22 protein-coding genes are annotated in these 23,910 nt (G+C 73.1%); 13 read left to right on the top strand and 9 right to left on the bottom strand.

Annotated features, from left to right (window positions below; all coding sequences use genetic code 11):
• Window positions 1–33 precede the first annotated feature (33 nt).
• Window positions 34–1,164, bottom strand: a complete 1,131-nt coding sequence (locus tag OG802_RS23390; protein ID WP_329413347.1) for a magnesium and cobalt transport protein CorA — start codon at window positions 1,162–1,164, stop codon at window positions 34–36.
• Window positions 1,165–1,717: 553 nt separating this feature from the next.
• Between OG802_RS23390 and OG802_RS23395 the strand changes: the two genes are divergently transcribed.
• Entirely contained in the window at window positions 1,718–2,302 is a 585-nt protein-coding gene (locus tag OG802_RS23395) for a suppressor of fused domain protein (RefSeq protein ID WP_329413348.1), read from the top strand.
• Window positions 2,303–2,368: 66 nt separating this feature from the next.
• Here OG802_RS23395 and OG802_RS23400 read toward each other — a convergent pair whose 3' ends face one another.
• The gene (locus tag OG802_RS23400) at window positions 2,369–3,592 is read right to left on the bottom strand and encodes an MFS transporter (protein WP_329413350.1); all 1,224 of its coding nucleotides are present in this window, start codon (window positions 3,590–3,592) and stop codon (window positions 2,369–2,371) included.
• A 278-nt stretch (window positions 3,593–3,870) separates the two neighbouring features.
• Between OG802_RS23400 and OG802_RS23405 the strand changes: the two genes are divergently transcribed.
• From OG802_RS23405 to OG802_RS23415, 3 genes are all read left to right on the top strand, one after another.
• Window positions 3,871–4,512 (top strand): DUF6758 family protein, encoded by a 642-nt coding sequence (locus tag OG802_RS23405; RefSeq protein WP_329413352.1) that lies wholly within the window; start codon window positions 3,871–3,873, stop codon window positions 4,510–4,512.
• 115 nt (window positions 4,513–4,627) lie between these two features.
• The gene (locus OG802_RS23410) at window positions 4,628–5,485 is read left to right on the top strand and encodes a PHP domain-containing protein (protein WP_329413355.1); all 858 of its coding nucleotides are present in this window, start codon (window positions 4,628–4,630) and stop codon (window positions 5,483–5,485) included.
• A gap of 53 nt (window positions 5,486–5,538) precedes the next feature.
• Window positions 5,539–6,144, top strand: a complete 606-nt coding sequence (locus OG802_RS23415; RefSeq protein ID WP_329413356.1) for a MarC family protein — start codon at window positions 5,539–5,541, stop codon at window positions 6,142–6,144.
• An 81-nt stretch (window positions 6,145–6,225) separates the two neighbouring features.
• On the opposite strand, the gene OG802_RS23420 is transcribed toward OG802_RS23415, so the two are convergent.
• Window positions 6,226–6,378: a hypothetical protein gene (locus OG802_RS23420; protein ID WP_094103735.1), complete on the bottom strand. Its 153-nt coding sequence runs from the start codon at window positions 6,376–6,378 to the stop codon at window positions 6,226–6,228.
• Between the two features lie 204 nt (window positions 6,379–6,582).
• Between OG802_RS23420 and OG802_RS23425 the strand changes: the two genes are divergently transcribed.
• Complete coding sequence (locus OG802_RS23425) at window positions 6,583–7,476, top strand: NYN domain-containing protein (RefSeq protein ID WP_329413359.1); 894 nt, start codon at window positions 6,583–6,585, stop codon at window positions 7,474–7,476.
• A gap of 60 nt (window positions 7,477–7,536) precedes the next feature.
• Here the strand turns inward: OG802_RS23425 and OG802_RS23430 are convergent, their stop codons facing one another.
• Together OG802_RS23430 and OG802_RS23435 are read right to left on the bottom strand one after the other, a co-directional pair.
• On the bottom strand, window positions 7,537–8,412 hold the full coding sequence (locus tag OG802_RS23430; RefSeq protein WP_329413361.1) for an alpha/beta fold hydrolase: 876 nt from the start codon (window positions 8,410–8,412) through the stop codon (window positions 7,537–7,539).
• Between the two features lie 115 nt (window positions 8,413–8,527).
• Window positions 8,528–11,176: a DEAD/DEAH box helicase gene (locus OG802_RS23435; RefSeq protein WP_329413363.1), complete on the bottom strand. Its 2,649-nt coding sequence runs from the start codon at window positions 11,174–11,176 to the stop codon at window positions 8,528–8,530.
• A gap of 511 nt (window positions 11,177–11,687) precedes the next feature.
• Between OG802_RS23435 and OG802_RS23440 the strand changes: the two genes are divergently transcribed.
• Entirely contained in the window at window positions 11,688–12,431 is a 744-nt protein-coding gene (locus OG802_RS23440) for a ferritin-like fold-containing protein (RefSeq protein WP_329413365.1), read from the top strand.
• 188 nt (window positions 12,432–12,619) lie between these two features.
• On the opposite strand, the gene OG802_RS23445 is transcribed toward OG802_RS23440, so the two are convergent.
• The 4 genes from OG802_RS23445 to OG802_RS23460 all read right to left on the bottom strand — a co-directional run bounded on the left by OG802_RS23445 (window position 12,620) and on the right by OG802_RS23460 (window position 14,669).
• Window positions 12,620–12,889, bottom strand: a complete 270-nt coding sequence (locus tag OG802_RS23445; protein WP_329413366.1) for a hypothetical protein — start codon at window positions 12,887–12,889, stop codon at window positions 12,620–12,622.
• A gap of 297 nt (window positions 12,890–13,186) precedes the next feature.
• Window positions 13,187–13,414 carry a DUF3107 domain-containing protein gene (locus tag OG802_RS23450; protein ID WP_020130831.1) on the bottom strand — a complete coding sequence of 76 codons (228 nt, stop codon included), beginning with the start codon at window positions 13,412–13,414 and terminating at the stop codon, window positions 13,187–13,189.
• A 214-nt stretch (window positions 13,415–13,628) separates the two neighbouring features.
• Window positions 13,629–14,270 (bottom strand): TetR/AcrR family transcriptional regulator, encoded by a 642-nt coding sequence (locus tag OG802_RS23455; RefSeq protein ID WP_256910718.1) that lies wholly within the window; start codon window positions 14,268–14,270, stop codon window positions 13,629–13,631.
• A 180-nt stretch (window positions 14,271–14,450) separates the two neighbouring features.
• Window positions 14,451–14,669, bottom strand: a complete 219-nt coding sequence (locus tag OG802_RS23460; protein WP_329413370.1) for a hypothetical protein — start codon at window positions 14,667–14,669, stop codon at window positions 14,451–14,453.
• Between the two features lie 229 nt (window positions 14,670–14,898).
• Between OG802_RS23460 and OG802_RS23465 the strand changes: the two genes are divergently transcribed.
• The 7 genes from OG802_RS23465 to moeZ all read left to right on the top strand — a co-directional run bounded on the left by OG802_RS23465 (window position 14,899) and on the right by moeZ (window position 23,841).
• Complete coding sequence (locus OG802_RS23465; protein ID WP_329413372.1) at window positions 14,899–15,870, top strand: alpha/beta fold hydrolase; 972 nt, start codon at window positions 14,899–14,901, stop codon at window positions 15,868–15,870.
• A 7-nt stretch (window positions 15,871–15,877) separates the two neighbouring features.
• The gene (locus OG802_RS23470; RefSeq protein ID WP_329413373.1) at window positions 15,878–17,305 is read left to right on the top strand and encodes a DUF3152 domain-containing protein; all 1,428 of its coding nucleotides are present in this window, start codon (window positions 15,878–15,880) and stop codon (window positions 17,303–17,305) included.
• 259 nt (window positions 17,306–17,564) lie between these two features.
• The gene (locus OG802_RS23475; protein WP_329413375.1) at window positions 17,565–19,334 is read left to right on the top strand and encodes a DUF3492 domain-containing protein; all 1,770 of its coding nucleotides are present in this window, start codon (window positions 17,565–17,567) and stop codon (window positions 19,332–19,334) included.
• Entirely contained in the window at window positions 19,331–20,617 is a 1,287-nt protein-coding gene (locus OG802_RS23480; protein ID WP_329413377.1) for a hypothetical protein, read from the top strand. Before OG802_RS23475 ends, OG802_RS23480 begins: the two co-directional genes overlap by 4 nt.
• Before the next feature lie 273 nt (window positions 20,618–20,890).
• A complete protein-coding gene (locus OG802_RS23485) occupies window positions 20,891–21,853 on the top strand; it encodes an NAD-dependent epimerase/dehydratase family protein (RefSeq protein ID WP_256917992.1) in 963 nt (320 codons plus the stop codon).
• A complete protein-coding gene (locus OG802_RS23490) occupies window positions 21,841–22,599 on the top strand; it encodes a spherulation-specific family 4 protein (RefSeq protein ID WP_329413379.1) in 759 nt (252 codons plus the stop codon). The genes OG802_RS23485 and OG802_RS23490 overlap by 13 nt, the downstream gene beginning before the upstream one ends.
• Before the next feature lie 63 nt (window positions 22,600–22,662).
• A complete protein-coding gene (gene moeZ, locus OG802_RS23495; protein WP_329413381.1) occupies window positions 22,663–23,841 on the top strand; it encodes an adenylyltransferase/sulfurtransferase MoeZ in 1,179 nt (392 codons plus the stop codon).
• The last annotated feature ends 69 nt before the right edge of the window (window positions 23,842–23,910 follow it).

A 23,910-nucleotide genomic window follows, 5' to 3' on the forward strand; every position in this document is an offset into this window, starting at 1 on the left:
GGGGGCCGTCGGGGCGGGGCTCCGGCGACGCCCTCACAGCCAGCCGTTGCGCTTGAGCGTGCGGTGGATGCCCACACAGAGGGCCACCATGGCCGACATGACGACGGGATAGCCGTACTTCCAGTGCAGTTCCGGCATGTAGTCGAAGTTCATCCCGTACACCCCGCACACCATCGTCGGCACGGCGATGATGGCGGCCCACGAGGTGATCTTGCGCATGTCCTCGTTCTGCGCGACGGAGGCCTGCGCGAGGTTGGCCTGGAGGATCGAGTTGAGCAGTTCGTCGAAGCCGATCACCTGCTCCTGGACCCGGGCGAGGTGGTCGGCGACGTCGCGGAAGTACTTCTGGATGTCGGGGTCGACCAGCCGCATCGGCCGCTCGCTCAGCAGCTGCATCGGCCGCAGCAGCGGCGACACCGCCCGCTTGAACTCCAGTACCTCACGCTTGAGTTGGTAGATCCGGCCGGCGTCCGTGCCGCGCGGGGTGCCCTTGCGGCCCGGCGAGAACACCTCGGTCTCGACCTCGTCGATGTCGTCCTGCACGGCGTCCGCGACGGCGATGTAGCCGTCGACGACATGGTCGGCGATGGCGTGCAGCACCGCCGAGGGGCCCTTGGCGAGCAGTTCGGGGTCGTCCTGCAGACGGTGCCGCAGCGCGCGCAGCGAGCCCTTGCCGCCGTGCCGGACGGTGATGAAGAAGTCCTTGCCGGTGAAGCACATGACCTCACCGCTCTCCACGACCTCGCTGTTGGCCGTGAGCCGGTCGTGCTCCAGGTAGTGGATGGTCTTGAAGACCGTGAACAGGGAGTCGTCGTAGCGCTCCAGCTTGGGCCGCTGGTGCGCCTGCACGGCGTCCTCCACGGCCAGCGGGTGGAGCCCGAACTCGGCCGCGATACCGGCGAATTCGGCCTCGGTCGGCTCGTGCAGGCCGATCCACACGAAGCCGCCGTCGCGCCGCACCTGGCGCATGGCCTCCTGCGGGGTCGGCGCCTGCGGGAAGACGACGCGCGAGCCGTCGCGGTAGACGGCGCAGTCGACGACGGCCGAGGGGGTGGCCGGGTCGCGGGTGGTGTCGTAGGCGCCGGTGTCCGTACGCCCGCCCCCCTTGCGCAGGGAGGGGCGGGCGGGGCGGACGACGGCACGGAGGTCGCGGATCATCGACATGGCAGGCTCCTTCGCGACGAGCAAAGAAAGACCGCCACGACGGATGGAACTGCCCGGAATGAGGACGTCCTGACTGGGGGGCTCCCGGCCCTTCGGACCGGGAAAGGGTTTCGCACGTCCACAAAGCGGGGAGCACCGCTCCGTCGCGGTGGCGAGCTTCGCTGCTGAATCAGACCGGAGTGACCTGGCAGATCGGACCGGCAGGACCGATCGGGCAGATCAAGGCAAAGAACGAAACGAAGTGCTCTTCCGCTGAAGAGGAGCGCGACAGACGGCGACCAGCCGGAGGCGAAGAGGCCAGAGCAGCGATGTCAGCGGCGGGAAGAGCGAGTGGTACTGCACGGGTGACTTCGATCCATGACAGCCCCACCTCCTCCAGCCGGTCCCTCGTGAGGGAGTCTCGTCTGCGTCGGGGCGAGCGGGCGTTTCCCCGGAGTCGGGAGACCGGGAGATGCCCATCGCGTGTTGCCCCGAACGTCCGGGCCAGAGTACCAGTCACCCGAAGTGTCAAGGCGCTGCTTTGCCCCGCCCTGACGAGTTCTATGCTCGCCGCATGGCTGATGTTCTTCCTCTGGTCGAGGCCCGTCTGCGTTCCGCGCTGGGCGAGCCGGACGCACGCGCCGCGGTCACCTTCCTCGGCGCGGACCGCGTCGAGGTGCTGCGCTTCCACGAGGGCGACGTCGTCCGCTACGCCACGCTCGGCATGTCCGCGCAGCCGATGAGCGATCCCACGGCGGTGGTCGCGGATCCGGTGCGGGGCCCGCGCGCGGAACTGCTCCTGTCCGTCCGGCCGGGCGGCGCCGACACCGACAAGGTGCTCCGTCCGCTCGCCGTGCTCGCGGCCTCCCCGCAGGTCGAGGGGGTGGTCGTGGCTCCGGGTGCGTCCCTGGACGTGGGCGGGCCGCTGTGGCCCGGGGCCGCGTTCACCTCGGTCCTGGTCGCCGAGCCGGGCGGCCTGGTCGAGGACCTGGAGCTCGACGAGCCCCTCGACCCGGTCCGCTTCCTGCCGCTGCTGCCCATGACCCCCAACGAGGCCGCCTGGAAGCGCGTCCACGGCGCCCAGGCCCTCCAGGAGCGCTGGCTGACGAACGGGACGGACCTGCGGGACCCGTCCCGCACATCCGTCCCGCTCGGCTGACGCCCGTGAGGAACGTCACCGACTCCCCGCCTGGTGAGGCCGGTTGACCCCGCCGGCGGCCGGTGCTCAGTTCGCGAAGACCGTGACCGAGTCCTCCGTCGCGTGCCGCGGCTCCAGCTCCCGCGCCTCGTGGGTCAGCGACTTGCGCCGTACGAGGACCACGACCGCGCCGAGCACCGCGGTGACCGCCGCGACCACGAACGGCGTGTGGATGTCGGTCCACTCCTCGATCTTCGGCGCGAAGAAGGGCGCGGCCGCGGCCGCGAACCACCGCACGAAGTTGTAGCCGGCGCTCGCCACCGGGCGCGGGGCGTCCGACACGCCGAGCGCCAACTCGGTGTAGACCGTGTTGTTCACGCCGATGAACGCGCCGGACAGGATCGTGCAGACGACGGCCGTGGTGTGGTCGCCGTAGCCGAGGACGAGCACGTCGGCGGCGAGCAGCAGCAGTGAGCCGCCGAGGACCTTCAGGGAACCGAACCGCTTCTGCAGCCGCGGCGCCACGAGCACCGAGAAGACGGCGAGCAGCACACCCCAGGCGAAGAAGACCGCGCCCGACTTGTAGGGGGTCATGTTCAGCACGAACGGGGTGAAGGCCAGCACGGTGAAGAACGTGTAGTTGTAGAAGAACGCCGAGGCGGCGGCGGAGGCGAGCCCGCCGTGGCCGAGCGCCTTCAGCGGGTCGAGCAGCGAGGTCCTGCGGGCCGGCTTGGGCTGCTCCTTCAGGAACGCCGTGATGCACAGGAAGCCGATCGCCATCAGGAACGCGGTGCCGAAGAACGGGTAGCGCCAGCTGGCGTCGCCGAGCAGCGCGCCCAGCAGGGGGCCGCAGGCCATGCCGAGGCCCAGGGCCGACTCGTACAGCAGGATGGCGGCCGCGCTGCCGCCGGCCGCCGCGCCGACGATCACGGCGAGGGCGGTGGAGACGAAGAGGGCGTTGCCCAGTCCCCAGCCGGCGCGGAAGCCGACGAGTTCGGCGACCGAGCCCGAGGTGCCCGCGAGGCCCGCGAAGACGACCACGAGGGCCAGGCCGAGCAGCAGGGTGCGGCGTCCGCCGATGCGGCTGGAGACGAATCCGGTGACCAGCATCGCGAGCGCGGTGATGAGGAAGTACGAGGTGAAGAGCAGGGAGACCTGGCTCGCCGTGGCGTCCAGGCCCTGGGCGATGGACGGCAGGATCGGGTCGACCAGGCCGATGCCCATGAAGGCGACGACGGAGGCCCCGGCCGTCGCCCACACCGCCTTCGGCTGTCGCAGGATGCTTCCGGCTCCGGCGTCGAACGTGTCCATGATTCCTCTCGTCTCCTGGATGGTTGGTATTTACACATACTAAGTTAGATCGCCTAATGAATGCAAGCTACATCTATATCGCGCCGAGCGGGCGCTCCGCAGGCGTCCCCATGGGCCTCCACCACCATTCCGCCGGGCTTCAGGCGGGCTTCAGGCGGGCTTCAGGCGGGCTTCCGTCGGGCATCAGGCGGCGTTCCGCCGGCCTTCCTCGGCCGGATTCCGTCCGGACGGGTGATCGTCCTTGACGTGGGCGGGATCGGGTAGGACCGTGGGGCTCTATGAGGGGCGAACCCAGTTGCCCGAAGTGTGGTGGCCGGGTCAGGGCTCCCGGACTCTTCGCCGATTCCTGGCAGTGCGACATGCACGGGACGGTCCATCCGCTGCAGCCCGTGATCCCGCCCAGCGTCGAGGCCCTCGGCGTCGTCGTGCACCGCACGCAGGTACCCGTGTGGATGCCGTGGCCGTTGCCGGTCGGCTGGCTCTTCACCGGTGTGACGTACGCGGGCGACGACCGCAGCGGCGGCCGCGCGACCGCGGTGGCCTGCACGGGGCCCGGTCCGCTCGGCGGCGTGGGTGAGCTGATCCTGATCGCCGAGGAACTCGGCGTCGGCCTCGGCGCGCGCTACGCGGGCGTGGACGGGCCCGATCCGGGGCCCTACATGAGCGTCGAGAAACCCCCGCAGGCCAAGGTGCTCGCCGCCGGCCGCCCCACCCCCCTGTGGCATGTCTCCGCCACACCGGACGACCGCGCGGTGTTCGCGGGCGAGGCCCGGGGGCTGTGGCTGTGGGCGGTGGTCTGGCCCGAGCAGTCAGGGCTGCTGATGTACGACGAACTGGTGCTGACGGACCTGAGGGACGCGGGAGCGGAGGTCGAGCTGGTCCCGTGCGGAGCCCTGTCGCCCCGCCTGCTCAAGCCGTAGTGCCGCCCTCGCGCATGTAGGGGGTGCTCGGCGGTTTCGGGTGTGACATGAGGGGGCCGGCCACCGGCTATGCTGGGGCGTCCCCTTCCGTCCGTCACCGTCTGGAGCCCGCGTCGTGCGCATCGACCTGCACTGCCACTCCACGGCGTCCGACGGTACGGACACCCCGGCCGAGCTGGTCCGCAACGCGGCCGCCGCCGGTCTGGACGTCGTCGCGCTGACCGACCACGACACCACCCGCGGATACGCGGAGGCCGTCGCCGCGCTGCCGTCCGGGCTCACGCTCGTGACCGGCGCCGAGCTGTCCTGCCGGATCGACGGCGTCAGCATGCACATGCTCGCCTATCTCTTCGACCCCGAGGAGCCCGCCCTGCTCGCCGAGCGCGAGCTGGTGCGCGACGACCGGGTGCCCAGGGCGCGGGCGATGGTGGCCAAGCTGAACGGACTGGGCGTGCCCGTCACCTGGGAGCAGGTCGCGCGGATCGCGGGGGAGGGGTCCGTCGGACGTCCGCACGTGGCCGCCGCCCTGGTCGAGCTGGGCGTCGTCCCCACCGTGAGCGACGCCTTCACCCAGGACTGGCTGGCCGACGGCGGACGCGCCTACGCGGAGAAGCACGAGACCGACCCGTTCGAGGCGATCCGGCTGGTCAAGGGCGCGGGCGGGGTCACCGTGTTCGCCCACCCGGCCGCCGCGGAGCGGGGGCGCACGGTGCCGGAGTCGGCGATCGCCGAACTGGCCGCCGCCGGCCTCGACGGCATCGAGGTCGACCACATGGACCACGACGCGGACACGCGGGGACGGCTGCGCGGGCTGGCGAAGGACCTGGGGCTGCTGGTCACCGGCTCCTCGGACTACCACGGCAGCCGCAAGACGTGCGAGCTGGGCGAGTACACGACCGACCCCGAGGTGTACGGGGAGATCACCCGGCGCGCCACCGGAGCGTTCCCGGTCCCGGGCGCCGGCGGAGCCTGAGGCTCGTCCTCACGTCCCCCTTCTGACTTCTTCCCCGCAAGGCTCTCGCACTGATGTTCGACGTCGCCGTCTTCGGCTCCCTGTTCCTCACCCTTTTCGTCATCATGGATCCCCCCGGGATCACCCCGATCTTCCTCGCCCTGACCGCCGGACGCCCCGGCAAGGTGCAGAAGCGGATGGCCTTCCAGGCGGTCTGCGTGGCGGGCGGCGTCATCGCCGTCTTCGGACTGCTGGGCCACCAGATCCTGAACTACCTGCACGTCTCGGTGCCCGCCCTGATGATCGCGGGCGGACTGCTGCTCCTGCTGATCGCGCTCGACCTGCTCACCGGCAAGACCGACGAGCCGAAGCAGACCAAGGACGTCAACGTCGCCCTCGTCCCGCTGGGCATGCCCCTGCTGGCCGGACCGGGCGCGATCGTGTCCGTCATCCTCGCCGTGCAGAAGGCCGACAGCGTCGCCACGCAGGTCTCGGTGTGGGCGGCGATCCTCGCCATCCACGTGGTCCTGTGGGTGGTCATGCGGTACTCGCTGCTGATCATCCGGGTCATCAAGGACGGCGGCGTGGTCCTGGTGACCCGCCTCGCCGGCATGATGCTCTCCGCGATCGCCGTCCAGCAGATCATCAACGGCATCACCCAGGTCGTCCGGGGAAGCTGAACGGGCCCGCTGCGCACAGAGCACACAGAGCCCCCCACGGCCTGGCCGTGGGGGGCTCTGGAAATCTGTGCGGGACCCGTGTTATGAGGCCGAGGCGTCGGCCGGACGGATCCACAGCCGCTGCCCGATGGCGGCGGCCTGCTGAACGATCCGGTTGACGGAGGCGGCGTCCACGACGGTGCTGTCCACGGGCGTGCCGTCGACGTCGTCGAGTCGCATGATTTCGAAGCGCATTGCTTCTCCCTTCGTCTGGTCATCCCCCTCGCGGAGGATTGCTGTGCGTGCTGCTACATGAGTAGTCAACACGGCGCATGTTACGAACATTCCCTACGCTAAAGAAATTTTTCGAACGACTAATTACTAACGAGTAAGGGGGTTTGCGGAGACTGAACGGGACCGGTTGTGTTCGCAGCGTGACCACCGGGACAATGGGGGGCGATGAACGACGACCTCCCGGCCCTCGCCGCCCGTATCGACCGCACGAACGAGCTGCTCACGCGCATGCTCGCCGAGGTGGCCAAGACACCCTCGACCCACGCGATCTTCGTCGACGCGGGATACCTGTACGCGGCGGCGGGACGCCTGGTGGCCGGGACGGAGGACCGACGGGCCTTCGACCTCGACGCCGAGGGCCTCATCGAGGCGCTCATCGACCGCGCCCGCTCGATCTTCGCCGACAGCCGCCTGCTGCGCGTCTACTGGTACGACGGCGCCCGGCGCCGCATCCACACCGCCGAGCAGCAGTCCATCGCCGAGCTGCCGGACGTCAAGGTGCGCCTGGGCAACCTCAACGCCAACAACCAGCAGAAGGGCGTCGACTCGCTCATCCGCACGGACCTGGAGTCCCTGGCCCGCCACCGCGCCATCAGCGACGCGGCCCTGCTGGGCGGTGACGAGGACCTCGTCTCGGCGGTCGAGGCCGCCCAGGGGTACGGCGCGCGCGTCCACCTGTGGGGCATCGAGGCGCCGGACGGCCGCAACCAGGCCGAGCCGCTGCTCTGGGAGGTGGACAGTCAGCGCACCCTCGACCTCGACTTCTTCAAGCCGTACGTCTCACGGCGCACCGTCGCCTACGACGGGAGCGGCGCGAGCCGCCCCAGCCGGGAGGCCGTGCGCTTCGTCGGGGCGCAGGTCGCGGCGAAATGGCTGGCGGCGCGGGGCAGGGAGACGCTGGCCGAACTCCTGCCGGGCCACCCCTACCTCCCCGGCTCCGTGGACCAGGACCTCCTCGTGGAGGCCGAGGGCATCCTCCAGTACTCCCTGCGCGGCCAGGCCGACCTCAGGCGATCGCTGCGCGACGGCTTCTGGGAGCACGTGCGGACGCAGTACTAGACCAGCATCAGACCAGTACCAGACCAGCACTGGACCTCAGGGCCCGGCGGCCGCGTCGGTTCAGTGGCCGCGGTCCCAGAAGTCGGCCAGGGCGTGGGCCGTCGGCAGGGGCTTGTCCAGGTTCGGCGAGTGCTCGGCGCCCGGCACGACCGTGCGGTGCGCGTCCAGGTCCACGGCCATGGCGTCCAGGAGCGGCACCGGCCAGGTGTCGTCCCGCGCGCCCGAGAGGACGTGCATCGGCAGCGGCACCGCCGCCAGTTCGCCCACACGGTCCGGTTCGACGCACAACTGCCGTCCGGTGGCGAGGAGTTGGGCGGGCTTGTGGTTCAGCCAGCGCAGCCGCATCTGGTCCAGCTTGCCGAAGCCGCGGGCCGGGCCGCCGACCTCCCCGGGCGGCCCCATCGCCAGGATCGCCGCCCACACCTGCGGCATGGACATCACCGCGAGCGCGTCGTGCAGCAGCTTCACCCGCTGCTTCTGGGACTCCGAGATCTCGCCGGGGCCCGAGGACATGAGCGTGAACGAGACGAAGGGGGAGTGGTCCGCCAGCACGGCGGCCCGGGCGATCTGCCCGCCCAGGGAGTGCCCCACCAGATGCACCGGGGCATCGAGTGCGGCCGCCTGCGCGAGCACGTCCCTCGCCAATTCGCCCTGCGCGTAGGGGAATTCGTCCTCCACGGGGCCGTCGGACTCGTTCTGGCCGCGGCCGTCCACGGCGATGCTCCGGTAGCCGCGGGCCGCCAGCGGCGCGTGCAGCCGGTGGAAGTCCTCCTTGCTCCCGGTGAAGCCGGGCAGCAGCAGCGCGACACCGCGGGGCTCGACACCGGCGGCAACGGGCGAGTCGACGACGGCGAACTCACCGCGGTCGGTGCGCAGCGCGTACGCCCGCGCGCCGGGAGGGGGCGGGAAGGGGGTGGCGATGCTCGGCCTGGTCACGTGCCGAGGCTACCGGCAGGGCTCGCGGCGCGCCCTCGCCGGGACCCGCTCAGGGGAACGCCGACGGCCCGGCCCCTCGTGAGAGGGACCGGGCCGCCGGGTCGTACGCGTTCGCTCAGCCGTCCGCGGGCTCCGCGGCGGCCGTCGCCTTGCGGGCGCGGCGCACCCGGGGCTTCGCCTCGGCCGCTGCTTCGGCCTCGGCGGTGGCCGGGGCGGTGGCGGCGGTCTTGCGGGTGCGGCGCGGCTTGGCGGGTTCCGCTTCCTGGGTGGCCTGGGCCGGGATGTCCACGGCGGCTTCCGCCGGGGCGGCCGTCTTGCGGGTGGTGCGGCGGCGCGGCTTGGCCTCCGCGCTGTCCACGCCCTCCGCCGTGTCGACCGCGGCTTCGGCCGGGGCGGCCGCTGCCTTGCGGGTGCGGCGGGGCTTGGCCTCGACGGTCTCGGCGGCCGGTTCGGTCTCCGTGGCCTTGACGGCTGTGGCGGCCGTCTTGCGGGTGCGGCGCGGCTTGGCCTCAGCGCTGTCCACGCCCGCGGCCGTGTCGACCGCGGTTTCCGCCGGGGCGGCCGCTGCCTTGCGGGTGCGGCGGGGCTTGGCCTCGACGCTGTCCACGCCCTCGGCCGTGTCCACGGCGGCTTCCGCCGGGGCGGCGGCCTTGCGGGTGGCGCGGCGGCGCGGCTTGGCCTCGGCGGCCTCCGCCGTGTCGACCGCGCCCTGTGCGGTGGCCGCTGCCTCGGCCTCGGCGGTGGCCGGGGCGGTGGCGGCGGTCTTGCGGGTGCGGCGCGGCTTGGCGGGTTCCGCTTCCTGGGTGGCCTGGGCCGGGATGTCCACGGCGGTCTCCGCCGGGGCGGCCGTCTTGCGGGTGGTGCGGCGGCGCGGCTTGGCCTCCGCGCTGTCCACGCCCTCCGCCGTGTCGACCGCGGCTTCGGCCGGGGCGGCCGCTGCCTTGCGGGTGCGGCGGCGGGGCTTGGCCTGCGTGCCGTCCACGGCCTCCGCCGTGTCGACGACGGCCTCGGCCGCGGGGGCCTCGGCGGCCGGCGGCTCCGTGCCCGTGGTGGCGGGCGCTGCCACTGCCTCGGCGGCCTTGCGGGTACGGCGGCGGCGCGGCTTCGCCGCATCCTCCGTCGCCTCCTGCGCCGGGGCGCTCAGGGTGTCCGGGACCGGGCTCTCCACCGTCGCGACCGCGGCCACGGCGGCCTCGGCGGCGGGGTCGACGGCGCCCGTCAGGGTCGTCGCGGCCGCGATCTCGGGCGCGGAGCCCGTGCGGGTGCGGCGACGGCGGCGCGGGGTGCGCGTCGCGGCGGTCTCGTCCGCCGGCTGCTGCGCGGCCGCGGGGGCCTGCTCGGCAGCGACCGTCCCGGCGGGCGCGGACGTCGCGTCGAGGGGGGCGCCGTTGCGCGTGCGGCGGCGGCGACGCGGCGTGCGCGCCGAACGCTCACGCTCGTCGGACTGCTCAGCGGGCCGGTCGTCCGAACGCGAGCCGTTGCGGCCGCCGCGGTCGCCCCGCTCGCCACGTCCGCCGCGGTCCCGGCCGCCGCGGTCGTTGCGGTCGTTGCGACCGCGTGCGCCCCGGCCGCCCGGTTCGCCCAGGTCCTCGAGCTCCTCGGCGTCGAGTCCGGCACGCGTGCGCTCCGCGCGCGGCAGGATGCCCTTGGTGCCGGCCGGGATGCCGAGCTCCTCGTAGAAGTGCGGAGAGGTGGAGTACGTCTCCGGCGGGTCGCTGAAGTCGAGCTCCAGCGCCTTGTTGATGAGCTGCCAGCGCGGGATGTCGTCCCAGTCGACCAGCGTGACGGCGATGCCCTTGGCGCCCGCGCGGCCGGTGCGGCCGATGCGGTGCAGGTACGTCTTCTCGTCCTCGGGGGACTGGTAGTTGATGACGTGCGTGACGCCTTCGACGTCGATGCCGCGGGCGGCGACGTCGGTGCAGACGAGGACGTCGACCTTGCCGTTGCGGAACGCGCGCAGCGCCTGCTCGCGGGCGCCCTGGCCGAGGTCGCCGTGGACGGCGCCGGAGGCGAAGCCGCGCTGCTGGAGCTGGTCGGCGAGGTCGGCCGCGGTGCGCTTGGTACGGCAGAACACCATGACCAGGCCGCGGCCCTCGGCCTGGAGGATGCGCGCGACCATCTCGGGCTTGTCCATGTTGTGCGCGCGGTACACGTGCTGCTTGGTGTTCGCCACGGTCCGGCCCGCGTCGTCGGGCGACGTGGCGTTGATGTGCGTGGGCTGCGACATGTAGCGGCGGGCGAGACCGATGACCGCGCCCGGCATGGTCGCCGAGAACAGCATGGTCTGGCGCTTGGCCGGAAGCATGTTGATGATCTTCTCGACGTCGGGCAGGAAGCCCAGGTCGAGCATCTCGTCGGCCTCGTCGAGGACGAGCGACCTGATGTGCTTGAGGTCGAGCTTGCGCTGACCGGCGAGGTCCAGCAGTCGGCCCGGGGTGCCGACGACGACGTCGACGCCCTTCTTCAGGGCCTCGACCTGCGGCTCGTACGCGCGGCCGCCGTAGATGGCGAGGACGCGCACGTTGCGGACCTTGCCCGCGGTCAGCAGGTCGTTGGTGACCTGCGTGCACAGCTCGCGCGTGGGGACGACGACGAGCGCCTGCGGGGCGTCCGTGAGGGACTCGGGCGCGGCGCGGCCGGCCTCGACGTCGGCGGGGACCGTCACCCGCTCGAGGAGCGGGAGGCCGAAGCCCAGCGTCTTGCCGGTGCCGGTCTTGGCCTGTCCGATGACGTCCGAGCCCGACAGGGCCACGGGGAGCGTCATCTCCTGGATGGGGAAGGCGGTGGTGATGCCGACGGCCTCCAGGGCCTCGGCGGTCTCGGGAAGGATTCCGAGCTCTCGAAACGTCGTAGTCAGGGTGCTGCCTCTTCTGTGTGCGCGGTGCGAGGCGAGCGCGGGGGTCTTTGACGGACCGTGCCGGGGACGTCGGCGGCCTTACGGGCGAGCCGTGAGGGCAAGCCGTTCGGCACGGGACCACTGCCGACGCTCGAGCGCTCGTACCGCTGGAGGGTGTCCCTCTGGCCTGCGTACGCGATGTGCCGTACGAGCCATGAGGGCTGTCGGGTCGGAGCCGATCGGGCCACCGACCGGGCATCCTCATACGTGCGGCCCGTCGAATATTCGGCAGGCGCATTACCACCATACCCCGGAATCGTGCACATGCGATGGCCGATTCGGTCACGTTGTGGTTGTCACAGTGTCGGGCCCGGTCCCGTACGTCTTCGTTGTCACACTGACTGACCAGGGACTTCCACCGTGCGGGGAGCGGGCTATTGTGCGCTTCATGACGACCTCTGACAAGCCTGAGAACACCGCCCCCGCAACCGGGATCGCCGCCCAGGACTGGGCGACGGCCTCCGCCGACCCGCAGTACCGGGCCGCCGTCGTGGACCTGCTGGGTGCGCTGGCCTACGGCGAGCTGGCGGCGTTCGAGCGGCTCGCGGAGGACGCCAAGCTGGCGCCCACGCTGGAGGACAAGGCGGAGCTGGCGAAGATGGCGTCGGCCGAGTTCCACCACTTCGAGCGGCTGCGCGACCGGCTCACGGAGATCGGCGAGACGCCGACGGCGGCGATGGAGCCGTTCGTCGCCGCGCTGGACGGCTTCCACAAGCAGACGGCTCCGTCGGACTGGCTGGAAGGCCTGGTCAAGGCCTACGTCGGCGACTCGATCGCCAGTGACTTCTACCGGGAGGTCGCGGCGCGGCTCGACGGGGACACCCGCGGGCTGGTGCTGGCGGTGCTCGACGACACCGGTCACGCCGGCTTCGCCGTAGACCGGGTGCGGGGCGCGATCGACGCCGAGCCGCGCGTGGGCGGACGGCTCGCGCTGTGGGCGCGCCGGCTGATGGGCGAGGCCCTGTCCCAGTCCCAGCGGGTGGTCGCGGACCGCGACGCCCTGTCGACGATGCTGGTGGGCGGGGTGGCGGACGGCTTCGACCTCGCGGAGGTGGGCCGCATGTTCTCCCGGATCACCGAGGCGCACACCAAGCGGATGGCGGCGCTGGGGCTGGCCGCCTAGGACGACGTCACGCGCCGACCGCCCGGCACGGCGTCACCGACCGCGCGGGACGGCGCCACGGAACCTCGGCTTCGGCACCGGGTCCGCACGCGACGGTCCTTCACGGGCCGTCGGCGGTCTCGCGGGCCGTCGGTGGGCTCTCAGGTCGAGGTCGAGGTCGGCTCAGGGCTCATGGGCCGGGGGTTCGGTCACGCCGGCGCTGATCGGCGCCGGCGCAGGCCGGCCGGGCGCAGGAGGAGCGAGAGCGAGGCGGCGGAGACGGTCGCCGCGCCCAGGAGGCTCGGCAGGGCCGACCCCGTTCCGAGTGCGCTGTGGGTGACGAAGTCGCCGAACAGGGCACCCGCGACGCCCGTCGCGTAGACGAGGGTGCGGACCGGCAGGCGGTGCGAGAGGCGGGTGACCGCCGCCCACGCGAGCACGACGCCGAGCACAGTGGAGCCGAGCGCTTCCAAGATCATGCAGGTCCCTCCCAGACGCCGGGGCTGTGCACCGTGGTCGTAGCCCGTCATACCCGTGACCTGCGAAAGGCAATCCTCACTTCGCGGGCGGCCCGGATCCGGTCCGAGGTGCGAACGCCGACGGCAAGTACGCCCGTTCGCGAATGCCACGGTGGGCGGGCCCGTCCAGGAGGGCGACGGCGAGCACGCCCGTCCTCCGGGACGGTGAACGCGGGAGGGCCCGGCGACCTCTCGGTGATGCTGCTGGTCTCCCACAGCGTCACCTCTCGGTCGACGGGCCCTCCCGCGTTCGTTCGCCTACAGAGCGCCGAAGCCCACCTTGCGCGGGGCGGGCTCGCCCAGCTCGACGTAGGCCAGACGGTCGGCCGGAACCAGGACCTTGCGGCCGTGCTGGTCCACGAGGCTGAGCAGCTGTGACTTCCCGGCCAGGGCCTCGGCCACCACGCGCTCGACCTCCTCGGGAGTCTGACCGCTCTCCAGAACGATCTCGCGAGGCGCGTGCAGCACGCCGATCTTGACCTCCACGGCTATGTCCCTCCGACGGTCACGAGGTGCGCGGGCGTCCGCGCCGTACGCTGCACACATTAGCCCGGTGAGGGGACGTGCACGGCCCGGCCGTCCACGCCAGGAGCGAACAGCGAGCGGGAACAAACGGCCGACCGCCCCTCGCGGGCAGCGGTCGACCGCCCCTCGGTCCTCGCTGATCGGCTCCGGGGTCAGCGGCCGATCGGCTCCGGGGTCAGTGCTGGTCGGTGCCGTGCAGCGGGAAACCGGCGATGCCCCGCCAGGCCAGCGAGGCCAGCAGCTGGACCGCCTGGTCGCGCGGGACGCTGCGGTCGCTGTGCAGCCAGGACCGGGCCACGACCTGCGCGAGGCCGCCCAGGCCGGAGGCGAGGAGCATCGACTCCGCGCGCGAGAGGCCGGTGTCCTCCGCGATGACCTCGCAGATCGCCTCGGCGCATTCGGTCGTCACCTTGTCGACGCGTTCGCGCACCGCGGGCTCGTTCGTCAGGTCCGACTCGAAGACCAGGCGGAACGCGCCGCCCTCGTCCTCCACGTACGCGAAGTACGCGTCCATGGTGGCCCGGACGCGCTGCTTGTTGTCCGTGGTCGAGGCGAGCGCGCCGCGCACGGCCTGGATGAGCGACTCGCAGTGCTGGTCCAGCAGGGCCAGGTACAGGTCGAGCTTGCCGGGGAAGTGCTGGTAGAGCACCGGTTTGCTGACGCCGGCCCGCTCGGCGATGTCGTCCATCGCGGCCGCGTGATAGCCCTGTGCGACGAAGACTTCCTGGGCGGCGCCCAGCAGCTGGTTCCGTCGGGCACGGCGCGGCAGGCGAGTGCCCCGCGGGCGCGCCGCCTCTGTCTGCTCGATGGCTGTCACGCCGCCTCCCAAAGTCGTCCTCATGCGGTGAGCGCCGCGCCGCCATCGTACTTTTCGGTAACCGTCGTGCGCGCGGTGCGAGCGCAGAATTTCACGGACTGGACGACGGCAGAAGCGGTAGAGACGGTTTCGAAACATCACGTTCCGGGCATACTGGCGTCCCGCTCCAGCTCAGCGCCGTCAGCGATAGTCCTCCTCCTCGAGCGGCACCACGCGCGCCTGTTCGACGAGATCCGCCTCGTCGGCCCGCGCGGGGTCCACGTCCTCCAGGGGGTCGTCGCGTTCGGGCTTGACGTCCGTGGACTGCTCGGCGGCGTCGTTCTCCGGCGCCTCGACGTCGATCTCTCCGAAGTCGTCGTCCTCTTCGAACGTGCCCGGGTCGGTGGGGTCAACGGACATGATGGGCTCCCTTCCTGCGAAAGCCCCGCGAGGTGCGGGGGGCCACTAGCGGGTGCCCTCGGTACGAGCCTAGGAGACACCCGATTCGGACGCTATGCGATCGCTGTGCAGGGTGCCCCTGATTCGCGCCGGTATGGCGCGGCCGCGGCGGCAGACCGACGGGCGTTCGGTCCATGCCTGTGACGGCGAACACACAAGGGCGCACGTGATCGTCTCGTAACATTGCCGCATGTCTTCGACCGAGCTGCCCTCCGTGCCGCCCACCAGTGTGCTGCCGAAGGCGGTCGCGGTACGGGTCGCGCAGGGTGAACGGCTGCGGTCGGTCGGGCTGCCGGGCGTCACGCTGACGGTGCGTTCCCGGCCGCCCGCGCGCGAAGGGCTCCCGCCCGCGTTCTACGTGCACGGTCTGGGCGGCTCCTCGCAGAACTGGTCCGCCCTGATGGCCCTGCTCGACGGGGTCGTGGCCGGCGAGGCCGTCGACCTGCCCGGCTTCGGCGACTCCCCGCCACCGGACGACGGCGACTACTCCGTCACGGCACACGCGCGTGCGGTGATCCGCTGTCTCGACGCCTCCGGACGTGGTCCCGTCCACCTCTTCGGCAACTCCCTCGGCGGCGCGGTGTGCACGCGCGTCGCGGCGGTCCGGCCCGACCTGGTGCGCACGCTGACCCTGGTCTCTCCCGCCCTGCCGGAACTGCGGGTGCAGCGCACCGCGGTGCCCACCGGACTGGTGGGACTGCCCGGCGTCGCCGCCCTCTTCAGCCGGTTCACCCGTGAGTGGACGGCCGAGCAGCGCGTCCGCGGCGTCATGGCGCTCTGCTACGGCGATCCCGCGCTGGTGAGCCCCGAGGCGTTCCGGCACGCGGTGGAGGAGCTGGAACGGCGGCTGCAACTGCCCTACTTCTGGGACGCCTTGACGCGTTCCACGCGCGGGCTGCTCAACGCCTACACCCTGGGCGGCCAGCACGGGCTGTGGCGGCAGGCCGAGCGGGTCCTCGCCCCGACGCTCCTCGTCTACGGCGGCCGCGACCAGCTCGTCGGCTTCCGCATGGCGCAGCGGTCCGCCCGCGCCTTCCGCGACTCCCGGCTGCTCACCCTGCCGGACGCCGGTCACGTCGCGATGATGGAGTACCCCGAGACGGTCGCGTCGGCGTTCCGGGAGCTCCTGGCCGAGACCTCGACCGAGAAGTCCGGGGGCTGAGGCCGACGTGGGACGCCACAGCCGGCGCGGGCCCGCCCCCAAGGGCGGCGCCAAGGGTGACGCCAAGGGCGGCGCCAAAGGTTCTTCCGAGGTACCGCCACAGGGGCCCTCGCGGGGGCCTTCGCAGCACGACACCAGGGGCGCCGGCGCGCGGGCCCCGTACTCCCGGCACGAGGGGCCGTCCGGGCAGGGAACGCCCCCCTCCTCCGGTCCTCCCGGGTTCTCCGGGTTCCCGGGCTTTCCCGACGCCACGCCCGGCGGCGGGATCCCGCAGGTGCGCGGAGGCCACCCCGAGCAGCGGGAAGCCGGTGGCGGCTGGGGTGAGTTGAGGCAGCGAGCGGGTACCGGGCAGCCCGTGATACCGCGACAACGACCCGACCCCGACGGCGGCCCGCGCCGGAACCCCCGCCGAGGCCCCCGCGAGGACTACCTCGCGGCCTTCGACGAGGACGAGGACGACGCCTTCGCGGGAACGCCCTACGCGTCGCCGCGCGCGCGGGAGACGCGGGAGGGAACTCCGCACGCCGCGACCGCCGGCCCGCGCACCGGCCCCCGCGACGCCCACCCGGCCGCGCCGGCCGACGTCGACGCGGCCGACGGCACGGCGTCCACCGGCGTGCCCGCCCCCGCCAAGGGCGCCAAGGGGCGGACGTTCACCGGCATCGCGGCCGCCGCCGTCACCACGGTGCTGGCCGTCGTGGTGGCCGGGCAGGTCACCGACGGACGGGACGACGCCGTCCGCCCGCAGGCGGCGGCCGACCGCGCCGGCGCCGCCGACGACACCACGCGCGGGGACGACCGGCCCACCCCCTCGGCGTCCACCGGAGCGATCGCGCTCACCTACGCGCAGAAGATGGCCGCCCGGTACCCCCTGGGCGCCCGGCTGAAGGGGCCGGGTGTCTTCGACGCGGTCCCGGGTGTCGCGAAGGCCCCCGGCAAGGGCCGCAAGTACACCTACCGCGTCGACGTGGAGCAGGGCCTCGGACTCGACGGCGCGCTCTTCGCGGAAGCCGTGCAGCAGACGCTCAACGACGACCGCAGCTGGGCCCACGGCGGTGCGCGCACCTTCGAGCGGATCCACTCGGGCAGGCCCGACTTCGTCATCACGCTCGCCAGCCCCGGCACCACCGCCGTCTGGTGCGCCAAGTCGGGGCTGGACACCACCGAGGACAACGTCTCCTGCGACTCGGCGTCCACCGAGCGCGTGATGATCAACGCCTATCGGTGGGCGCAGGGCTCCAAGACCTTCGGCGACCGGATGTACGCCTACCGGCAGATGCTGATCAACCACGAGGTCGGTCACCGGCTCGGCTTCGGCCACGTCACCTGCGACAAGGACGGCGAACTCGCGCCCGTCATGCAGCAGCAGACGAAGTTCCTCGACCACGACGGCATCCACTGCCTGCCCAATCCCTGGTCCTTCCCCGGGCGTTGACGGAGCGTCCCCGTTCGCGCCGGGCCCTGCCGTGAGCCACGGCGGGGCCCGGCGCGCGGGCCGTGGCGTGACGTCGCGTGGTCGGCTGATCTCTTAGCGCGAGCGAACGCGACCCGCACGGGAAAGTTACGTCCGTTCACCCCTTTTGGTGGTGCGACGGACAACCGTCCATCGCACCACCGCCTTGTCCGCATACGTTCGTCCCGCTGTGAGCCGCCGGGTCAACGGCGGCTCCCCCAACGGGAGATCGGGAGAGCGCGTGCGCATCGGACTGCTTACGGAGGGTGGCTATCCGTATGTGAGCGGTGACGCCGGGGTCTGGTGCGACCGGCTCGTGCGCGGGCTCGGGCAGCACCGGTTCGACGTCTACGCGCTCAGCCGGACCGAACAGCAGGAGGAAGCGGGCTGGATCGCCCTCCCGCCGCAGGTCGGACAGGTGCGCACGGCGCCGCTGTGGCGGGCCGAGGAGGACGGGGTCGCCCACGGGCGGCGCGCGCGCCGGCGGTTCGCGGAGTGCTACGAGGAACTGGCGGCCGTCCTGTGCGAGGGCGGGCCCGCCGACGCGACGGCGCCCTCCGAGACCCGGTCCACCGCTCAGGCGGACCGTTTCGCCAACGCGCTGTACGGCCTCGCCGAACTCGCCCGCGACGAGGGCGGGCTCGTGGGCGCGCTCCGCTCGGAGGGCGCGGTGCGCGCCCTGGAACGCGCCTGCCGCGCGCCCGGCGCGCTGCGCCCGGCGCGCGAGGCGCGGGTACCGGATCTCCTCACCGTCGCGGCCCACCTGGAACGCGCCCTGCGCCCCCTCTCGCTCGACTGGTACGACGACCACGGCGGCGACGACGGTGCGGGCCTGGGCTCGGTCGACCTGTGCCATGCCACGTCCGGCGGCGCGGCGGCCCTGCCCGGACTGCTCGCCCGGCACTTCTTCGACGTGCCGCTGCTGGTGACCGAGTACGGGGTACGGCTGCGCACGCACTACCTGGGCGGGGGCGGACCCTCGCCCGCCGGCTCCGGCGACACGCCCCCGGCCGAGGCCGCGCCCGCCGTGCGCTCCCTGCTCGCCGCCTTCCACGGCAGGCTCGCGGCGGAGGCGTACCGGCGGGCGGCCTGTGTCACGCCGGGCAACGCGCACGCCCGTCGCTGGCAGGAGCGCTGCGGCGCCGACCGCGCCAAACTGCGCACCGTCTACCCCGGCATGGACGCGTCCCGCTTCGCCCGGGTGGGCGACGCCCCGGACGCCGCCGACCCGTACACCCTCGTCCGGGTGGGCCGGGTGGAGCCGGCCAAGGACCTGGTGTCCCTGCTGCACGCCTTCGCGGAGATCCGCAGGGCGGAGCCGAGAGCACGCCTGAGGATCGTCGGCGCCGCGACCGGCGCGGAGGGCCGGGCCTACCTCGGCCACTGCCGGATGCTGGCCGCGCAGCTCTTCCCCGACGAGGCCGACGGACCGCACAGCGTCGGCGACAACCCGGTGTCCTTCGAGGAGATCGGCGGCCCGGAGGCGCCCACCCTCGCCGACGTGTACGCGGCCGGCGCGGTGGTCGTGCTGTCCAGCGTCGTCGAGGGGTTCCCGGTCGGTCTGGTCGAAGCGATGTTCTGCGGCCGCGCGACCGTGTCCACCGACGTGGGCGCGGTGGTCGAGGTCGTCGGCGGCACGGGGCTGGTCGTTCCGCCGCGCAATCCGCGGGCCCTCGCGGAGACCTGCGGGGCGCTGCTGCGCGATCCCGAGCGCCGTGCGCGCCTGGGCGCCGCCGCCCGCGCCCGAGCCCTCGAACTGTTCACCGTCGAGCAGAACGTGGCGGCGTTCCACGGCATCTACCTGGACCTCGTCTCCCGGGCCCCGGTGAGCCCGCACGTCTTCGACGACGACGGCGAGCCCCGGCCGTTCGCCGTCCCGGCCGAGGCCCGGCTGCCGGGCCTGTGGCTCGACCTCGCCGCGCGGGACGCCACCCGGCACGGCCCGCCTCGGACGGCGGAACCGACGACGCGGGAGACCTCGCCGGTCGCCGCCACGGAGGGAGCACGATGAGCGGGCTCGGCGAACTGGACCGGCCCGGCGCGGCGGACGCCCCCGAAGCCCCCTCCGACGCGAACCCCGCCCGCTACGGCCCCGCCCCCGATGGCCCCTTTCCCGATGGCACCTCCCCCTACGACCCCCCTCCCCACGGTCCAGCCTCCGAGGGCTCAGCCTCCGACGGCCGCGGGCCCGGCGTCACCCGCCGCGGCGCGGCCGACCCGGTGAAGGCCCTGATGCACCGCCACCGCGCACTCTGCGAACGCGCCGTCGACCCCTTGGAGATCGCGGCGGGCCTGGAGGCGCACGGGGTCACCGACCGCACCGCCGCGCGCTTCCGGCACCGCGACGTCTTCTCCCTCGCCGAGGAGATGTACGCCCGCGTGCCCCGTGACGGCGACACGCCCCCGCCCCCCGCGCCCGCCGCCCCTGCGCGACCCCGTGCCGACTGGGCGCTGCTCACCCTCCTGCCCGGCGTCCTGTGCGCCGCCACCCTGACCGGCATGCGCCTCACCGACGGCCGGACCTGTCTGCTCGTCACCGCCGCGGGCCTGCTCGCCGTGGCGCTCGCCGTGCACGCGACGCTGCGGCGGGGCCCGCTGAGCGGGTACCGCCGCGCCCACCCCCGGTCCCAGCGGACCGAGGCCTGGACCTGCTGGCTCATCGGCTACACCGCCCTCGGCGACGGCCTCCTGCGCGCCGCCGTCCACGGCGGTCCCGACGCGCTGCCCGACGGCACGACGGGCGGCCCCTGGCCCTTCGCCGCCGCCCGACTGCTCACCCTCACCCTGGCCTGCGCGCCCGCCGCCTGGAGCGCCCACTTCCTCACCGCCCAGGCCCGCCGCCGGCTGCACTCCAGCCGCGGCCTGGAGGAGTTCGCGGCCGGAGTGCAGCCCCTGCTCCTCGCCGCCCTCGCCCTGTTCCTCGGCGCGCTCACCGCCCTGACCGCCCTCGGCGCCACCGCCCTGGGCGAGCCCGCCGACTACGCCCCGGTCCTCACCCTGGGCGCCCTCCTCTTCCTCGCCCGCCTCCTCACCGTCCACGGATTCGCCCACGCCCCCGCCGTCGTCGTCGCGGCCGCAGGGGCGGCGGAGGTCCTCGCCCCGGCCACCGTCTTCGCGGGCCGCCTGCCCGGCTGCGGCTTCCTGGCCACCCCCGTCGAGAGCCTCCTGGCCGCCTGGGGCCCGGCCGGCGTCCCCTCCGCGGTGTGCGCGAGCGGCGCCCTGATCCTGCTCATCCACGCGACCCGCACGCTGACCAGGGCCTCCGCGCACGCCCGGACGGACCAGCCGTGCTGACCCGAGCCCGCCGCCACCCGCACCCGCGGCCACCGCGCGCGACGCAGCCCCCACCGTGCCCCGAGGGCACGACGCGCGCGTGCCCGCACCCGGCCGCGACCCACCGCAACACCCTCGAAGGAGAGACCAGATGACCACCTCCCGATCCGGAGCGACCGGTGCCACCGGTGCCACCGGGGCACCCGCGGTCGCCGGAGCACACGGGGCGACCGGGACGACCGGAGCCCCCGCGGCCCCCGCCACCGCCGTGACGCACGCCCCGGGAGCCGCACGATGAGGGTCCTGCTGATCGGAGCCAACGGATACCTCGGCCGCTTCGTCGCCGACCGTCTGCTCGCCGACCCGGCCGTGCAGCTCACCGCGCTCGGCCGCGGCGACGACGCCGACGTCCGCTTCGACCTCGCGTCCGGCAGCCCCGGGGCGCTCACCCGGTTCCTCGACGCGGTCCACCCCCAGGTCGTCGTCAACTGCGCCGGCACCACCCGCGGCGGCGCCCGCGAGCTGACCCGCCACAACACCGTCGCCGTCGCCACCGTCTGCGAGGCGCTGCGCCGCAGCGGCTGCGGCGCCCGGCTGGTGCAGATCGGCTGCGGCGCCGAGTACGGCCCGAGCCAGCCCGGCTCCTCCACCGCGGAGGACGCCGTACCGCGCCCCGGCGGCCCGTACGGCGTCAGCAAACTCGCCGCGACCGAACTCGTCCTCGGCTCCGGTCTGGACGCCGTCGTGCTCCGGGTGTTCTCGCCCGCGGGCCCCGGCACGCCCGCCGGCTCCCCGCTGGGCCGGCTCGCCGAGGCCATGCGCCGCGCCATGCAGTCCGGCGACGGGGAGCTCAAACTCGGCGGCCTCGGCGTCCAGCGCGACTTCATCGACGTCCGGGACGTCGCCCGCGCCGTGCACGCGGCCTCCCTCTCCGCGGCCCAGGGCGTCATCAACATCGGCTCCGGCCGCGCCGTCCGGCTGCGCGACGCCGCAGCGGTCCTCGCGCGCGTGGCCGGGTACGGCGGCGCGCTGCACGAACTCGACGGCCCGCCCGGCGGCCACCTCCGGAGCGCCATCGGCCACCCCCGCCTCGAGCCCGACCACGCCGGACCGGTCGCGTACCCGTACCCGGACGGCTGCGGGAGCTGGCAGCAGGCCGATGTGCGCACGGCCCGCGACCGGCTCGGCTGGCGGCCCCGCATCAACCTCGAGGAGTCCCTCGCCGACATCTGGATGGAGGCGGCATGTCGTATCTGACCGGCACACCGGCGGGCACCGCGAGCGCCGGAACCACCGACGTCCGCACCGGCCTCGGCGTTCCGGGCCTCGCCCACCCCCTCCTCGCCCCGGCCGAGTGGGCCGAGCTGACCCACCCCGGCCGCCCCCTGCACTGGGCCGTCCTCGACGTCGCCGACGGGCCCGGCGTCCGCCCCGACCCGCGCTGCCTGGAATGGACGGGCCGGCTGCGCAACGCGGGCGTCCGCGTCCTCGGCCGCCTCGACCTGCGCCACGGCGCCCGCGCCTTCGCCGAGACGGTCCTCGACGCGCGCCGTCACCTGGACTGGTACCAGGTCGACGGCTTCCTCCTGGACCGCTGTCCCGCCGAGCGCGCCGCGCTGCCCGCGGTGCGCCGCACGACCGACACCCTGCGCACCCTTCACGAAGCGCCCCACCTCGTCCTCGGCCACGGCACCCACCCGCACCCCGGATACGCCGAACACGCCGAGCAGTTGGTCACCTTCCGCGGCTCGTGGAACGACTACCGCTGGTCGCAGGTGGCGGAGTGGACCGCCGAGCATCCGCCCGAGCGCTTCTGCCACCTCGTGCACGGCGTGCCGCGCCGCCATCTCGACGAGGCGCTGCGCATCGCCCGCTGGCAGGGCGCCGGCACGATCTGGTTCACCGACGCCGCCGATCGGGCGGGCCTGGCCGACCCCTGGGAGACCATGCCCGGCTACTGGGACGAAATCGTCTCGCGCATTGGAACAGGTGTCTCGGAATGAAGAGGGCCGTGGCAGTGTTACGGGGAGAACAACCGTAGTGATCGACCGACCAACGGAGTCCCCGTGTCGCTGCCACCCCTGGTCGAGCCAGCCTCTGAGCTCACCGTAGACGAGGTTCGACGGTACTCCCGCCACCTGATCATCCCGGATGTCGGGATGGACGGGCAGAAGCGGCTGAAGAACGCCAAGGTGCTCTGTGTCGGCGCCGGCGGCCTGGGCTCGCCGGCGCTGATGTACCTGGCCGCGGCGGGCGTGGGCACGCTCGGCATCGTGGAGTTCGACGAGGTCGACGAGTCGAACCTGCAACGCCAGATCATCCACAGCCAGGCCGACATCGGCCGCTCCAAGGCCGAGTCCGCCCGCGACTCCGTCCTCGGCATCAACCCGTACGTGAACGTGGTCCTTCACGAAGAGCGGCTCGAAGCCGAGAACGTGATGGAGATCTTCGCCCAGTACGACCTGATCGTCGACGGCACGGACAACTTCGCGACCCGCTACCTGGTCAACGACGCGTGCGTGCTGCTCAACAAGCCGTACGTGTGGGGCTCGATCTACCGCTTCGACGGCCAGGCGTCCGTCTTCTGGTCCGAGCACGGCCCCTGCTACCGCTGCCTCTACCCGGAGCCCCCGCCCCCCGGCATGGTCCCCTCCTGCGCCGAGGGCGGCGTCCTGGGCGTGCTGTGCGCGTCCATCGGCTCCATCCAGGTCAACGAGGCCATCAAGCTCCTCGCGGGCATCGGCGAGCCGCTCGTCGGCCGTCTGATGATCTACGACGCCCTGGAGATGCAGTACCGGCAGGTCAAGGTCCGCAAGGACCCCGACTGCGCGGTCTGCGGCGACAACCCGACCGTCACCGAGCTCATCGACTACGAGGCCTTCTGCGGCGTCGTCTCCGAAGAGGCTCAGCAGGCGGCGGCCGGCGCCACGATCACTCCCAAGCAGCTCAAGGAGTGGATCGACGACGGCGAGAACATCGAGATCATCGACGTCCGCGAGCCGAACGAGTACGAGATCGTCTCCATTCCGGGCGCCAAGCTGATCCCGAAGAACGAGTTCCTCATGGGCACCGCCCTGGAGGGCCTGCCGCAGGACAAGAAGATCGTCCTGCATTGCAAGACGGGTGTCCGCAGTGCGGAGGTCCTCGCCGTGCTGAAGTCCGCGGGCTTCTCGGACGCCGTCCACGTCGGCGGTGGCGTGATCGGCTGGGTCCACCAGATCGAGCCGAGCAAGCCCGTCTACTGACAGGGCCGTTCGCTCTGCCCACCGGGTCGCCCGGTGGGACCGGCGGGGGCCGCGCGTACCACGAGTGCG

The organism is Streptomyces sp. NBC_00704, assembly GCF_036226605.1.
In the GTDB taxonomy this organism is placed as follows: domain Bacteria; phylum Actinomycetota; class Actinomycetes; order Streptomycetales; family Streptomycetaceae; genus Streptomyces.